The sequence below is a fragment of the Streptomyces sp. ATLC9 genome, from assembly GCF_057196705.1.
In genome coordinates this window covers 39706-54704 of the sequence record NZ_JBXUOY010000005.1, presented here as the reverse complement: position 1 = coordinate 54704, position 14999 = coordinate 39706, and the positions used below count along the sequence as shown (strand labels likewise).

The window sequence follows — 14999 nt, the reverse complement described above, 5'->3', positions numbered from 1 at the left end:
CCCGCCGGCCCGGGCGGCCGCGCCCCCCCCCCCCCGCCCCCCCCCCCCCCCCCCCCCCCCACGACGGTCCCACGGCACGCCTTCCGGCGGCATCTTCCCGTGTGCTGTGCCTGCCGCCGCGCTCCGGGAGCCGGCTGCCTTCGCAATCGAGGAGATGCCCACGTGGGAGGCGGGTGCCACGCTGCGGACGATGGCCGTGGGCCAGGGCCGCGGCGCGGCGGAGCACGGACGGCGTGTCCCCGCGGCGTGGTGTCATCCGAGGCAAAGGAATCCGCGCCGATGAAGCTCACCGCGAACGCTTCCGAAACGACCCTCTCCCCACCCCCCGAACCCGGCCTGAAACCGGACGAGGTCGTGGCCCGGGCCGAGGCCGTCGCACGCGACCTGGTGGGCCGTCAGGCCGAGACGGAGCGGCGCGGCTTCTACGCCGAGGACACGCATGAGCTGTTCCGCCGGTCGGGTTTCTACCGCATCCTGGTCCCCCGGCGGTACGGGGGCTACGAGTTCGGCGTGGGGACCTTCATGCGCGTGGTCGTCGAGCTCTCCAGGGGATGCCCGTCGACGGGCTGGATGTACTGCCTGGGCGCGGCCCACGCGCACGCGGTGGCCACACTGTTCGGCGAACGGGCGCAGGCGGAGATCTTCGCGGGCGGCGACTTCGTCTGCCCGGCCACGGTCGCGCCGAGCGGCACCGGCGAGCGCGCCCCCGACGGCCGGTGGGCGATCAGCGGTACCTGGCGCTACTGCTCCGGCTCGCCCTACGCCACCCACTTCATGGGCCACACCCTCGTCGACGACGGGGACGGGGAAAGGCGGCCGCTGCTGTTCGTGGCACCGCGCAGCGAGTTCACCCGGCTCGACGACTGGGGCGAGCAGCTGGGCCTGCGGGGCAGCGGCTCGCACGGCATCCGGATCGAGGACGGCCGCGTCCCGGACCACTTCACCCTCGACACCCACCTCAGCCAGGTGAACGTCACGGGCGGCACGCCGGGGCGGGACCTGCACGGCAACCCGATGTACGGCGGCGGCCCCCTGAGCTTCATGATCCTGGAGGACGCGGCGCTGGCGGTGGGCATGGCCAAGGGGGCCCTCGACGCCTACGAGGAGCTGATGCGGTCGCGCCGGACGCTGTTCCCGCCCGTGGTCCCCCGCACCCACGACCCCGACTTCCAGTACTGGTACGGCGAGGCCGCCGGGCTCGTCCACGCGGCGGAGACGGGCCTGCTGGGGGCCGTCCGGCAGTGGGAGGAGGTCTCCTCCAGGGGACCGGAGCACGTCACGCCCGAACGCGAACTGCGGATCGCCTCGGTCTGCCGCGAGGTGGTGCGGATGAGCTGGCGCGCGGTCGAGGGCTACCTCTTCCCCACAGCCGGCTCCAGCGCGGTGCGCAACGGCGAGCGCATGGAGCGCGTCTGGCGCGACATGTCCATGCAGCAGAGCCACGCGGGCATCGCCGTGTTCCTGTTCACCGCGGCGAACCGGGAACTGTCGCGCGCGCGCTTCGGCGTCCGCGCCCCCTGAAAGCCCCCGCGCGGCCTCCCCGGCCCGGCCCGGGCCGCACGCCGGGGACCGGGCAGCACTCCAGGAGATGCGCCGTACCGCACACCGGCGCAACGATCGGCGCACCTGGAACCGGTCACCGGTTCCCGTCCCAGTCCCAGATTCCCATCCCATACCGGGAGATCCGAGGAGGTACCCGTGTCGGGTGACAAGACCGGTACTCGGGCGGTGGTACTCGGCGGAAGCATCGCCGGCCTGTTCGCCGCGAGGGTGCTCGCCGACGCCTACGACGCCGTGCTCGTCGTGGACCGTGATGTGCTGACCGGGGTGGAGGGGCCGCGGAAGCACTGCCCACAGGGCCGGCACATCAACGGTCTGCTGGCCCGGGGGCAGCTGGCCATGGAGGAGCTGTACCCCGGCATCACCCAGGAGATCTTCGACGACGGCGTCCCCACCGGCGACCTGGCCGGCCATGTGCGCTGGTACTTCAACGGCAGGCGGCTCAAGCAGCAGGTCGCCGGACTGACCTGCGTGGCCGCCAGCCGTCCGATGCTGGAGAAGCACATACGCCGCCGCACCGCGGCCCTGCCGAACATCGCCTTCCGCGAGCAGCACGACATCCTGGGACTGGTCACCACCGCGGACCGCGGCCGGGTCACCGGGGTGCGCGTCCAGCCGCTCGCGGACGGCGGGTCCGAGGAGATCCTGGAGGCGGACCTGGTGGTCGACGCCACGGGCCGCGGCTCGCGCACCCCCGTCTGGCTGGAGGAACTCGGCTACCAGCGCGTCCCCGAGGAGCGCAAGAAGATCGGCCTCGGCTACGTCACCCAGCACTACAGGCTGCTGGAGGACCCCTACGACGGCGACCTGTCCATCAACCCGGTTGCCTTCCCCGGGGTGCCCCGAGGCGCCATCTTCACCAAGACCGACGGCGACCGGGTGGAACTGACCACCTACGGGCTGCTCGGGGACCACCCCCCGACCGACCAGGAGGGCCTGTACTCCTGGGTGAAGTCGCTGGCCGTCCCCGACATCCACGACGCGCTGCAGAAGGCCGTCCCCCTGGACGAGCCGGTCGCCTTCCGCTTCCCGACCACCCTCCGGCGCCGCTACGAGGAGCTGGACCGGCTCCCTTCGGGCCTGCTGGTCACCGGGGACGCGGTCACCACCTTCAACCCGGTCTACGCCCAGGGGATGACGGTCGCCGCGCTCGGCGCCCTCACCATCCGCGACCACCTGCACACCGGTGCGGCGCCGATCCCGGCGCAGTACTTCCGCGACCTGGCCCGGGACGTGATCGACCCCGCCTGGGAGATGACCAACACCGTCGACCTCACCTTCCCCGGCGTACAGGGCGAGCGGACCGCGCAGGTGAAGGCGGCCCAGACCTTCCTGAAGCTGGTGCAGAAGGCGGCGACCCGTGACGGCACCGTCACCGCCGCCTACATGCGCGGCGCCGGTCTGGTGGACACACCCGACGCCATGAAGCGCCCGGCCTTCGTCGCGCGCGTGCTGTGGAACGTGGTGATGGGCGCGATCGGGGACAGGCTCCGTCCTCGTTCCGGCGCCGGGCCCCGTTCCTCCGCGGACTCCCGCGGAGAAGACCTGGTGTCGGCGGGCTGACCCGCGCTGCCGGAGACGAGACGAAGGGAGCGGACGTGGCGGAGACGGCCCACCTGTACCGGGCGTACGCGGTGACCGGCGGCCTCGACGAGCGGGCGCTGCACACCGCCTGGCGCGGGACCACGGCCCGGTACGCGGTGCCGGGCCGTGGCCCCTTCGGTTTCACGAACCTCGGCGAGATACCGGACACCGGGCCGTGGAGGGCCGCCGCACGTCTGCGGGCCGATCCGGACCTCCTCCCCCCCGCCGCGGCACCCGGACCGGCTGCCCGGCTCGTCGTCGCGCGAACGGCCGACGACACGCACCTGGTGATGGTCTGGGTGAATCAGGACTTCGCGGACCGGCACTCCCCGGCCGATCTGATCAGCGACCTGGGTGCGGCCTGCCGGGCCGCACCCGGCGGCCGCGCGGGGGACTTCTGCGGAGCGGGTTTCGACTGGTCGGCCGGTCTGTCCCCTCCCCTGGCCGCGCTGTGCTCGCGGGAGGGCACGACGCCCTTGGACGTCCTGCTGGCCGCCTACTGCTGCCTGCTGAACAGACACACCGGCGAGGAACGGCCGGTCATAGGGGTACTGGAACCGGACGGCGGCCATCGGACTGTCCTCGCCGATCTGACCGGGCAGCCGTCGTTCCGTGAGCTGGTCGCCCGTATGGCCGGGTCCCGGCGGACAGCCGGTTCGCCCGCGAACCGGCCGGCGCGGTACGACGCGCTGCTCCGCGCGGAGAACCCCGCCGAGCCCCTGTTCGGCCTCCCCGGTGCCCGGGTGCACCGGCTGCGGTCCGACGACGGCGTGCCCGACACGGACCTCGCGCTCACGGTGAGGTGCTCCCCTTCCCACGTGTCGGGCCGCCTGGAGTACCGCACGGTCCCTTTCGATGCGGCGGCGGCCTCGGGTCTGCTCGGCCAGCTCCGTACGCTGCTGCGCGCCGCGCTGGACGCCCCGGGCACGCCTGCGGACACGCTGCCGCTGGAGACACCCGGGCAACTGCGCGCCGCGGCCCGTGAGGCGGACCGGATCGCGGCCGGTGTGTGGAGCGGACGACCGGTCCACACACAGGTGCGCGCGGTCGCCCGCTCGCGTCCGGACTCCCTCGCGCTGGACGACGGCGGGGAGGGTGTCACCTACCGGGAACTGTGGGAGGAGGCGGAGGCCGTCGAGCGCGCGCTGCGTGCGCTCGACACCGAAGAGGGCTCGCCCGTGGCGCTGCGGCTGCCGAACGGCCCTCACAGGGCCGCCGCGCTGCTCGGCGTGTTCGGGGCCGGCGCCCATGCGGTGTGTCTGGGAACGGGCCTGTCGGGGGAACGGGGCAGAGCCGTCCTCTCGGAGCTGCGGCCGCACTGTCTGCTGGTGGAGTCGCGGGCCGGGGACTCTCCACTGGTCTCCTGGTTCGGTGAGGAGGCAGGTGGCCACGTCATCGACGTCATCGGCCTGGACCCCCCGCGGCAGACTCCCGCGAGCCCGGGGCTCCCCGTCCGGGCGGCCCCCGCGGAGGGCGACGTTTGCCCGCCTGCGCCGGAGGGGGCCGGTCCGGCCGGGCGCTGGGCCTACATCGCCTACACCTCGGGCTCCACCGGGCTGCCCAAGGGCATTCCGCAGAGCCACCGCACCCTCGCCCAGTTCGTCGAGTGGTTCACCACGGAGTTCGGGATCGGCCCCGGCTCCCGTGTGGCGCAGTGGTCCGCCCCCGGCTATGACGCCGGCCTCGTGGAGCTGTTCGCCGCCCTGACCACCGGAGCGACTCTGTGTCCGGTCCCGGACAGGTACCGGGCGAACCCCGAGAAACTGGCCGACTGGCTCCGCACGGAGCGGATCACACACCTCCAGACCGTCCCCAGCTTCGCCCGGCGGCTGCTCGCGGCGATCCGTGAGGCGGCCCCGCTGCGGCCCGTCTCGCTGAGTCATCTGCTGCTGGCGGGCGAGGCGTTCCCCGGTGAGCTGGCCGATGGCCTGCGCGAGGTTCTCCCCGGCGTCCGGCTGGTCAACCTCTACGGAGCCACCGAGACGATCCTGGCGACCTGGCACGAGGTGGACGGGCCGGTCCGCGGCACCGTGCCGATCGGCCGGCCCATACCCGGACGACAGGTGCTCGTGCTCGACGAGCACGGCAGGCCCTGCCCGGCCGGAGTCACGGGCCGCGTCGTCGTGTGCGGCCCGCACGTGACCCCCGGCTACGTGGGAGCGGCCCCGGGCGACGCCTTTCGCCCCCTGGCCGGAGCGCCGGGTACCGGCATCGCCGGCGGCCCCTGCCACCGCACCGGGGATCTCGGCCGCAGGCGCTGGGACGGACTGCTGGAGTACGCGGGACGCGGCGACAGCAGGGTCAAGATCCTCGGCACCCGCCTGGAACTCACCGATGTCGAGGCGAGGCTCGCCGCCGACGAGACGGTGGCCGACTGCGCCGTCGTCGCACGTACCGGGGAGGACGGGCTGGTGAGGCACCTGACCGCCTACGTGGTACCGCGCCGCCCGGCGGAGGGCGGCGCGGCGCTGCCCGCCCGGGCCTGGAGGTCGGGCCTGCGCCGGTGGTTCGGGCAGGCGCTCCCCCCGGTGTCGTTCGTGGCGGTGGAGGAACTGCCCCGCGGCCCCGGGGGGAAGGTCGACCGGCATGCGCTGGCGGCCGGCGCCGGCCCCGCACCGGGTGCCCGGGCCGCGAAGGCGATATGACCGATTCGGCTACCGAACGATACCTGACCGCGAACTGACGATGGGATGAATGCCGTGACCATTCTGGAGACCGACGTCCCGACCGACTCCGACGGCCTGGACGTCGAAGTCGACGGCGAGACCCTGGACATCCCGGCCGTGCGCCGAGTGGCGGAGGACCTGGCTCCGGTTTTCGTGTCCCCGCACTCGCTGTCCAGGGCGGCGAGGAGCCGCGAGCAGTTCGAGAAGATCGTCCGCGACGGCGCTCCCGTCTACGGCGTCACGACCGGTTACGGCGAGATGATCTACATGCTGGTCGACCAGTCCAAGGAAGTGGAGCTCCAGACCAACCTGGTGCGCAGCCACAGTGCCGGAGTCGGCCCGCTGTTCACCCGGGACGAGGCGCGCGCCATCGTGGCCGCCCGGCTGAACGCACTCTCCAAGGGCTACTCGGCGGTCCGCCCCGAGCTGCTCGAACGTCTGGCCCTCTACCTCAACCTCGGCATCACACCGGCCATCCCGGAGATCGGGTCGCTCGGCGCCAGCGGCGATCTCGCCCCCCTCTCCCACATCGCGAGCACGCTGATCGGCGAGGGCTACCTCCTGCGCGACGGCGAGCGGGTCCCGACGGGCCCGGTGCTGCGCGAGAAGGGCATCGAGCCGCTGCAGCTGCGCTTCAAGGAGGGGCTCGCGCTCATCAACGGCACCTCGGCGATGACGGGACTCGGCTCCCTGGTCGTCGGCCGGGCCCTGGACCAGGTGCGCCAGGCCGAGATCGTCACCGCGCTGGTCCTGGAGGCGCTGAGCGGCTCACTGAGCCCCTTCCAGGCCGAGGGCCACGACATCGCCCGACCGCACCGGGGACAGATCGACACCGCCGCCAACATGCGCGCCCTGCTGAGCGGCAGCGGCCTGGTCCTGCGGCACTCCGACCTGCGCAGGCAGGCGGAGGAGCAGCGCACCGGCGACAGTGTCTCGCGCACCGAGGTGTACCTGCAGAAGGCGTACACACTGCGTGCCATCCCGCAGGTGGTGGGGGCCGTGCGCGACACCCTCTACCACGCGGCGGAGAAACTGGAGACCGAGCTGAACTCCTCCAACGACAACCCGCTGTTCTTCGAGGGCAAGGAGGTGTTCCACGGCGCCAACTTCCACGGCCAGCCGATCGCCTTCGCCATGGACTTCGTCACCGTGGCCCTCACCCAGCTGGGCGTCTTCTCAGAGCGCCGCACCAACCGCCTGCTCAACCGGCACCTCAGCGAGGGCCTCCCGGAGTTCCTCGTCGCCGGCGACCCCGGGCTCAACAGCGGGTTCGCCGGCGCCCAGTACCCGGCGACCGCCCTGGTCGCCGAGAACCGCACCATCGGCCCCGCCAGCACCCAGAGCGTCCCGTCCAACGGGGACAACCAGGACGTGGTCAGCATGGGCCTGATCGCGGCCCGCAACGCGCGCCGTGTGCTGTCGAACAACAACCACATCCTGGCGGTGGAGTTCCTCGCCGCCGCCCAGGCGATCGACCTGTCCGGCCGCTACGACCGGCTCGGCCCGGCCGGCAGGGCCGCGTACGACAAGATCCGCTCCCTGGTGCCCACGCTCGACCGCGACCGCTACATGTCGGACGACATCGAGCTGGTGGCCGCCGCCCTCGCGCGCGGGGAGTTCCTCGAAGCCGCCGGCCGGACCGGCACCGTGCTGGCCTGACCCCGACGAGATTTGGGACGGACCCATGCGTATTCCGCTCTCCTTCAACCAAGAGTTCCTGTGCCTGTTCGACCAAGGGGACCGGGAGGGCCCCTTCGGACCGCTGTACAACATCGTCGGCGGCTGGCGACTGGCCGGGAAGGTGGACCCGGCCGCCCTGCAGGACGCGCTGGACGATGTCGTGGCGCGCCACGAGGCCCTGCGCACGATCGTCGTGCGCGACCCGGAGGACCGGCGCCAGGAGATCCTCCCGCCCTCCCCCGTCTCCCTGACGGTCCGGGAGATGCCCGAGCCGGACCGTGCCGCGCGCGACCGCCGCGCGGAGGAGCTGCTGATCGAACTGGAGGGCGGGCACTACGGTGTGGACCGGCTGCCGCTGCTGCACGCGGTGCTGGGCCGGTTCGACGAGGACGACACTGTGCTGGTCCTCATCGCCCACCACACCGCGGTCGACGAGGTCTCCCTGCAGGTGATCATCCGCGATCTGGGCATCCTGTACGCCAAGCGGTGCGGTCACGACCTCGCCGAGCTGCCGGAGGCCGTGCAGTTCCGGGAGTTCGCCGCCTGGGAGCGGGAGCGTTACGCCCCCACGGCCGAGGTCGGGGCGCGGGCCTACTGGCGCGAGCGGCTGGCCGGGGCGAGGATCACCGGTGTTCCCACCGACCACCCGAAGTCCGCGGGCCTGGAGAAGACGACCGCGGTGCACCGCTTCCTGGTGGGGTCCGAGCAGACCTCGGCGGCCCGCGAGCTCGCCCGGCAGACGCGCGGCTCCGCTTTCATGGTGCTGCTCGCCGCGTACAAGGTCTTCCTCAACGGCCTGGCCGGCGCCACCGACGTCGTCGTGCCGACGATGGCCTCCGGCCGCGGCCCCGCCAGGTTCCAGGACACCGTCGGGGCCTTCTTCAACTTCGTCCCGCTGCGCACGGACCTCGCCGGCGCGGCCACCTTCCGCGAGGTGGTGGAGCGCACCCGCGCGACGTGCCTGAAGGCGTACGGGAACCCCCTTCCGTTCAGCCAGGTCGCCGCCGAGGCGCCGGAGCTGGCCGCCTCCTTCGGTGCGGACGACCTGGGCGTCGTCGCGTTCCAGGTGTTCCAGTTCCCCGCGCGGGAGGGCATGGAGGCGGGCGACGTGAGGATCTCCGAGATACGCCGCCGCCTGCTCTCCCAGCCCGTGAGCACCGATGTCCCCGACGGTGTGCTGTTCCAGCTGGACATCGACCCCGCCTCCGGCGAGATGCTCGGCCACCTGGGGTACAACACCAACCTGTTCCGCGAGGAGACCATGCGGGAGTTCGCCGCCGGGTTCGTCCGGGTCCTTGACCGGACCGTGATGGCCCCCGACGCGCCCCTGTCCCTGGTCTGACCCGTTCGGGCCCGGGGGGCCCCCCCCCGGGGCGCCGGGGCCCGAACGTCCTGCCGGGCCTCAGCCGTCCGACAGGGCTGCCCTGGTCGAGGCGCGCAGTTCGTCGAACGAGGAGAGGTCGGGCACGGTCCACCCGTCCAGGTCGTACTCGGACAGACACTGATCGGCGAACGCCTTGTAGGCGTCCACCTGCCCCGAGAGCGTCTGGGAGAGCAGCAGTTCCGTGCGGGTGTTCTCGTGGTTGCCGGCGTAGTTGCGTTCGTACAGCTCGTGCCGGCCGCCGAACTCGGTGCCGACCGCGTCCCAGAGCAGCTTCATCACTTTCACGCGGTCGGCTGCTTCCGTCCCCCCCGACCCGCGCAGGAACTTGTCGAGGTACGGGCGCAGATCCGGGTTGCCGAAGTCCTCGGCGGAGGAGTTGACGTATATCAGGCCGCTGGCGACGTCCTGCTGAACGATCTCCCTGACACGCGGGTAACCGATCTGCATGAACCATCGGTAGGCCATGCTGTACTGGGGATTGGGCAGCAGCGCGCCGTTCCTCCACTCGACGGGGTTGCGCGCGGCGGCGTCCGAAAGTCCCCAGAACAGGTTCCGCCAGGCGAGCACCTCGCCGATCCGGGCCTGCACACCCCGGAAATCCTTGGTCCCGGTGATCTCCAGCGCCTTGATCAGGAGCCCGGCGATGAACTCGAGTTTCACCGCGAGACGGGTGCAGCCGTGGAAGGTGAAGCGCTCCACGAAACCGGAGCGTCCGGGAAACATCCGCACCTTGCCCAGGTGGCCGTAGACGAAGACGTTCTCCCACGGGACGAGGACCTTGTCCATGACGAGGATCGTGTCGTTCTCGTCCAGCCGGGACGACAGCGGGTAGTCGAAGGGACTTCCCATGGCGGCGGCGGCGGCGGTGTAGGAGGGGCGGCAGATCAGCTTCAGCCCCGGCGCGTCCATGGGCACGGTGGCCACCAGCGCGAACTCACGCTTCTTGACCGGCAGCCCGAAGTGGGCGATGAAGTTGTAGTGGGCCAGCGCGGAGCCGGTGGCCACCACCTTGGCGCCGCTGACCACCAGTCCCGCGTCGGTCTCCTTCTCCACGTGGACGAAGACGTCCTCGACCTCGTCCGGGGCCCGGTCCCGGTCGACGGGCGGGTGGACGATGGCGTGGTTCCAGAAGAGGACCTTCTCCTGCGACTCCCGGTACCAGCGGCGGGCGTTGTCCTGGTACGGAGCGTAGTAGTCGGCATTGGCACCGAGAGTCCCCAGGAAGGACGCCTTGTAGTCGGGACTGCGCCCCATCCACCCGTAGCTCAGGCGCGCCCACTCGGCGATGGCCCGCTGGTCGGCAACCAGATCCTCGGTGCTGCGCGGGGTGGTGAAGAAACTGTGGGTGTACCCGTCCCCGCCGGTGTCCGTCGGTTTGGTGAGGACACCTCGCCGCGCGGGGTCGTGCAGTGCGTCGTACAACCGTGCCGTCATGCGGACGGGATTGCGGAAGGCCGGGTGGGATGTGACGTCCTTGACCCGTTCGCCGTATATGTATATCTCCCGGCCGTCGCGCAGGCTCTCCACATACTCGTCCCCTGTCAGGGGACGGGTCCTGCGCCGGTCCCGGGCGGGGCCGGCATCGCCGGCAGGGACTTCATGACACTCGGTCATCAGTTCTCTTCCCTTTCCCTCTTCCGCGAGGAACGCTCGGCGACGTACTGGGGGCCACCATGGTCGCAGGAAGGCACGGGAAATATCTTCTCCCAGGGTGCGGCACCGAAAGCCGGAGAACAGCCGTACCGGTTGCTGCGCAATCCAGGAGATGCGTGCGCCGCCGCTGAATGCCAACGTTCTTCGTGAATATCACGGACGGCCGTTTCCCGGCCTTCGCAACGGGACTTATTTTCCTGGAGGATATGGTGCTGACGACCGATGTTCCCACTCGGGAGCAACTTGTTCGTCGAGCGTCCGAACTGGTGCCGGCCCTGCGGGAGAACGCGGCATGGTCGGAGGAGAACCGGCGTATTCACGACGACTCGATCGAGGCCCTGGCCGAGGCCGGGATCTTCCGTATGCGGGCGCCGGCCCGTTTCGGGGGGTACGAGAGCGACGCCCGCACCCTGGTCGACGTCGCGGCGGAGCTGGGCCGCGCCGACGGTTCCGCGGGCTGGACCGCCTCGGTGTACTGGATCCCCACCTGGATGGCCGGACTGTTCCCGGACCATGTCCAGGACGAGGTGTTCTCCACCCCCGATGTCCGCGTCTGCGGCACCCTGAGCCCGAGCGCGATGGCCGCCCCCGCCGACGGCGGCATCGTGGTCAACGGCAAGTGGGGCTTCATCAGCGGCGCCCTGCACGCCCACTGGCAGGTCATCGTCGCCATACGGACGGCGCCGGACAGCGAACCCATGCCCGTCATGGCCCTGGTCCCGCTCTCGGACCTCACGGTCGTGGACGACTGGCACACCTCAGGTCTCAAGGGCACGGGCAGCGTCACCACCGTCGCCGAGAACGTCTTCGTCCCCGCCGACCGCGTCCTGCCGCTCGGCGTCGTCGTGCAGGGACAGGGCGGGGTGTCGGGCGCGAACGCGGAGTCGGCCATGTACCGCGCTCCGCTGCTGCCGGTCGCCTCCGCCTCCTCGGTCGGCGCGGTGCTCGGTATGGCGCGTGCCGCCTTCGACGTCTTCATGGAGCGGATGCCCCAGCGCAAGATCACCTACACGGACTACGAGAACCAGGCCGAGGCACCTCTGACCCACCACCAGGTCGCCGAGGCCGCCATGAAGATCGATCAGGCGGAGTTCCACGCCCACCGCCTGGCCGGACTCCTGGACGCCAGGAACGAGCAGGCCGGGGAGTGGACCGTCGACGAGCGGGTGCGCGCGCGTGCCGACATGGGCATGGTCTGCCGTCTGGCGAAGGAGGCCGTGGACATCCTCGCCTCGGCCAGCGGAGGTTCCTCAATCTACAGCGATGTGGCGATCCAGCGCATCGCCCGGGACGTCCAGGCCGTCAACCTGCACGCGTTGATGCACCCGAACACCAACGCCGAGCTGTACGGGCGCGTCCTGTGCGGCCTGGCGCCCAACACGCTCTACGTCTGACCCGGCCGGGGGAACCGGCAGGACCGGACCACACCAAGCAGAGAGAAAGGCAACGACATGACCGTCGAATCGCCGGCCGCCGAAGCAGCCGTCCCCGAGGCCGACAAGGAGGCCGTCGCCGCCCTCCCCGGCCGTATCGTGGCCGCCTGGGCGGCGCACGACGCGGCCGCCTTCGCGCAGGTCTTCACGCAGGAGGGCACGATGGTCCTCCCCGGCGTCTACCGGGACGGACGCGAGCAGATCGAGGCCTTCATGACCGCGGCGTTCCAGGGACCGTACAAGGGCACCCGGGTCGTCGGCACACCTCTGACGCTCAAGTTCTTCCGCCCCGACGCGGCCATTGTCGTCACCCAGGGCGGGATCCTGGGGCCGGGTGAGACCACCGTCTCCGACGTGCGCGCGGTGCGCGCCACCTGGGTGGCCGCCAAGCAGGAGGACGGCCGGTGGTACCTCGCCGCCTACCAGAACAGCCCGCGCGACAGCGCCTGATCCTTTCCCGGCGCCGCTTCGCCGCGCGTCGGTGGTCAGCCGACCGCGGCCGGCACCTCGGCGGCCAGACGCACCGGCAGGGCGCGGTGGCCGTTCATGATGAAGGTCGGCAGCGGCTGGAGCTCCTGCGCCGGTACCGCGAGGGAGAGGTCCGGGAAGCGCTCGAACAGGGAGGACAGGCCCACCTTCGCCACCAGGCGGGCGATGCCGGCGCCCATGCAGTAGTGGGGACCGTGGCCGAAGGACAGGTGCTCCTTGTCCTGACGGGTGAGGTCGAAGCGGTCGGCGGTCTCCCCGTGCAGCCGCGGGTCGCGTCCGACGGCGCTGTAGTTGACCAGGATCGGGTCGCCCCTGGGGATCGTCACGCCCTCCAGCTCGATGTCCTCGGCCGCGTAGCGCAGCGGGAGGTGGGCGAGGGGCGACTCCACGCGGAGCGTCTCGTCGATCACGTCGTCCCACGAGGCCCGCCCGGAACGGACCAGCTCCAGCTGCCCGGGGTGGGTCAGCAGCGCGGTGATGGCGTTGTCGAAGAAGTTGATGGTCGTCTCGGACCCGGCGCCAAGGATCGCGAAGATGGTGTCGCACAGCTCCGCCTCGGACAGCCGTGAGCCGTCCTCGTCGCGGGCGGCGATCAGGTCGCTGGTGATGTCCTCGCCCGGGTGCGCCCGCTTCTCGGCCACCAGCTGCTCCATGGCTCCGCGCCAGTTGAGCAGCACGGCCCGGGCCTGCTCGGGGGTGACGGTGGTGTCCACCATCATGTCGATGACCTCGGCCGTCGCCACGCGCGCCTGTTCGGACATGCCGATCAGCTCGGCGACGAGCATGGCGGGCAGGGGGTAGGCGAAGCGTTCCCTGAGGTCCACCACCTCGCCCGGCTCCACGGTCTCCAGGGAGGCCAGCAGGCCGCCGGTGAGCCGTTGGACGAGCGGCCGGTAGGTCTCGGTGCGGCGCGGGGTGAACGCCTTGCCGACGATCCGGCGCAGCCGGACGTGGTCCTTGCCGTACGCGGTGACCATGTTGTCCATGGCGACCCAGCTGATCATCTCCCAGTCGGGGCGTATCCGCCCCTCGATGAAGTCCGGCCAGTGGTTGCGGGCGCTCTTGGTGACCCTGGGGTCGCTCAGCACCTTGCGCACGGTGGCGTAGTCGTTGATCGACCACGCGAGGACCCCTCCGGGGAGTTCCACCCGGACGGCGGTCCCGCGGGCCCGCAGGGCGGCGGCTTCGGCATGGATGTCCCGCCCGGTGGTGTCGAGTGTGTGGGCGACGGGGCAGCGCTGCGGCATGGGTTTCTCCTGGGGTGGTGTGTCTGGGGTGTCGCTCGGCGGGGCGCGGACGCCCGCCGGCACGCGGGAGCGGCCCGGTCGGGCGCCGGACCGCTCCCGCGTGCCGGCGGGCTCTACCGATGGCTGCCGGGAGCGGCCCGGTGGGGCGCCGGACCGTCGCCCTCCAGGACGGTGTAGGGGTCCTCCATCTCGTACCAGCCCAGGCCCGGCGGGCAGCGGTCGTAGCCGAGCAGCCGCCGCACCTCCTCCGGGTAGGCGAGCACGGCCTCTCTGGGCACCGCGAGGTACTGGTTCTCCTCCTGGCGGAGGTTGCCCAGGTCCAGGGCGATGGTCAGTCCCGTGCGCGGGGCGTCGGTGGTGTTGCCGCCGCCGCCGTGGTAGACCCCGCCGAGCCAGATGAGGGCCGAACCGGCCCTCATCTCGGTGGGGACGGCCTCCTCGGCAAGCGGGGCCCGCTCGTCGTCCCAGTGGTGGCTGCCCGGGATGACCATGGTGCCGCCGTTGTCCGCGGTGAAGTCGCTCATGGCCAGCATCAGCTGCACCCGGCTGGTCGGACCGGGATGGCGGCGCAGGTGCAGCGCGTCGTCACGGTGCAGGGGCTGCCTGCCCTGCCCCTTGTGTATCTGAATGGCCTGGGTGCCGCTGATCTGGATGGTCGGTGTCAGTTCGGTCCGGGACCGGCCGATCCAGACGTGGACCGGTTTCTGCATGATCCGGCGCGCGGCGCCGAGGTACAGGGGATGCGTCACCACCGGGGTGAGCCCGGTGGTGCGGGCGAAGAGCGAGGAGACCCGCCGGGTACGCTTGCCGTTGTACCAGTCACCGCTGTAGTCGCGGGCTTCCAGACAGGGCCCCAGATCCTCCCACAGCCCCTCCACGGTGGCGGCCTCGGCGAGATCCTCGACGACCACCGCCCCGTCCCGCTCGAGGGCTTCCACGACCTCGTCGAGGCCCGCCCCGGGACCGAAACGCTGCAACCCCTTCATAGCACCTCACCTTCCTCCGCGCCGTCGTCGAGCCCGTGCCGACCGCGGCGGCTCAGCCCTTGTGGGAGCCGCCGGCCGTGACGAGGCGGCCGAGGGCGTCCAGGTCAGGGTCCTCCTCGAAGATGTCGCCGACCTCGATCTGTACGCCGAGCTCGTCCTCGATGCGCGACACCAGGCGGGTGGCGGATATGGACTCGCCCCCCGCCTCGAAGAACGTGGTGTCCTTGAGATCACCGGGAAGCACCCCGAGTGTCTCCGCCCAGATCCTCTCCAGCTTCGCCGTCACCGTCGTCACATCCGCGCTCATGTGCGGTCCT

11 protein-coding genes are annotated in these 14999 nt (G+C 71.5%); 7 read left to right on the top strand and 4 right to left on the bottom strand.

The genetic code is table 11. The features are described from left to right. The first annotated feature begins 279 nt into the window (after positions 1-279). The 5 genes from AC2CJA_RS01280 (at position 280) to AC2CJA_RS01260 (ending at position 8832) form a co-directional block, all read left to right on the top strand. Positions 280-1521: an acyl-CoA dehydrogenase family protein gene (locus AC2CJA_RS01280; protein ID WP_484600755.1), complete on the top strand. Its 1242-nt coding sequence runs from the start codon at positions 280-282 to the stop codon at positions 1519-1521. Between the two features lie 177 nt (positions 1522-1698). Next, positions 1699-3123, top strand: coding sequence for an FAD-dependent oxidoreductase (locus AC2CJA_RS01275; protein WP_484600754.1), 1425 nt, complete (start codon positions 1699-1701; stop codon positions 3121-3123). A 35-nt stretch (positions 3124-3158) separates the two neighbouring features. After that, on the top strand, positions 3159-5789 hold the full coding sequence (locus tag AC2CJA_RS01270; RefSeq protein ID WP_484600753.1) for an AMP-binding protein: 2631 nt from the start codon (positions 3159-3161) through the stop codon (positions 5787-5789). 54 nt (positions 5790-5843) lie between these two features. Next, positions 5844-7469: a tyrosine 2,3-aminomutase gene (gene cmdF, locus AC2CJA_RS01265; protein ID WP_484600752.1), complete on the top strand. Its 1626-nt coding sequence runs from the start codon at positions 5844-5846 to the stop codon at positions 7467-7469. 25 nt (positions 7470-7494) lie between these two features. Further along, positions 7495-8832, top strand: coding sequence for a condensation domain-containing protein (locus tag AC2CJA_RS01260; RefSeq protein ID WP_484600751.1), 1338 nt, complete (start codon positions 7495-7497; stop codon positions 8830-8832). Positions 8833-8892: 60 nt separating this feature from the next. Here the strand turns inward: AC2CJA_RS01260 and AC2CJA_RS01255 are convergent, their stop codons facing one another. Next, entirely contained in the window at positions 8893-10488 is a 1596-nt protein-coding gene (locus AC2CJA_RS01255; protein ID WP_241713122.1) for a 4-hydroxyphenylacetate 3-hydroxylase family protein, read from the bottom strand. Between the two features lie 248 nt (positions 10489-10736). Here AC2CJA_RS01255 and AC2CJA_RS01250 point away from each other — a divergent pair, with 248 nt between their 5' ends. Further along, positions 10737-11921: an acyl-CoA dehydrogenase family protein gene (locus tag AC2CJA_RS01250; RefSeq protein ID WP_484600758.1), complete on the top strand. Its 1185-nt coding sequence runs from the start codon at positions 10737-10739 to the stop codon at positions 11919-11921. Between the two features lie 57 nt (positions 11922-11978). Continuing rightward, complete coding sequence (locus tag AC2CJA_RS01245) at positions 11979-12410, top strand: SgcJ/EcaC family oxidoreductase (protein ID WP_484600750.1); 432 nt, start codon at positions 11979-11981, stop codon at positions 12408-12410. A 35-nt stretch (positions 12411-12445) separates the two neighbouring features. Here the strand turns inward: AC2CJA_RS01245 and AC2CJA_RS01240 are convergent, their stop codons facing one another. The 3 genes from AC2CJA_RS01240 to AC2CJA_RS01230 all read right to left on the bottom strand — a co-directional run bounded on the left by AC2CJA_RS01240 (position 12446) and on the right by AC2CJA_RS01230 (position 14989). Further along, positions 12446-13696: a cytochrome P450 family protein gene (locus tag AC2CJA_RS01240; protein WP_484600749.1), complete on the bottom strand. Its 1251-nt coding sequence runs from the start codon at positions 13694-13696 to the stop codon at positions 12446-12448. A 113-nt stretch (positions 13697-13809) separates the two neighbouring features. Then, positions 13810-14682, bottom strand: a complete 873-nt coding sequence (locus tag AC2CJA_RS01235; RefSeq protein ID WP_484600748.1) for a phytanoyl-CoA dioxygenase family protein — start codon at positions 14680-14682, stop codon at positions 13810-13812. Between the two features lie 52 nt (positions 14683-14734). After that, complete coding sequence (locus AC2CJA_RS01230) at positions 14735-14989, bottom strand: acyl carrier protein (protein WP_241713130.1); 255 nt, start codon at positions 14987-14989, stop codon at positions 14735-14737. Positions 14990-14999 lie beyond the last annotated feature (10 nt).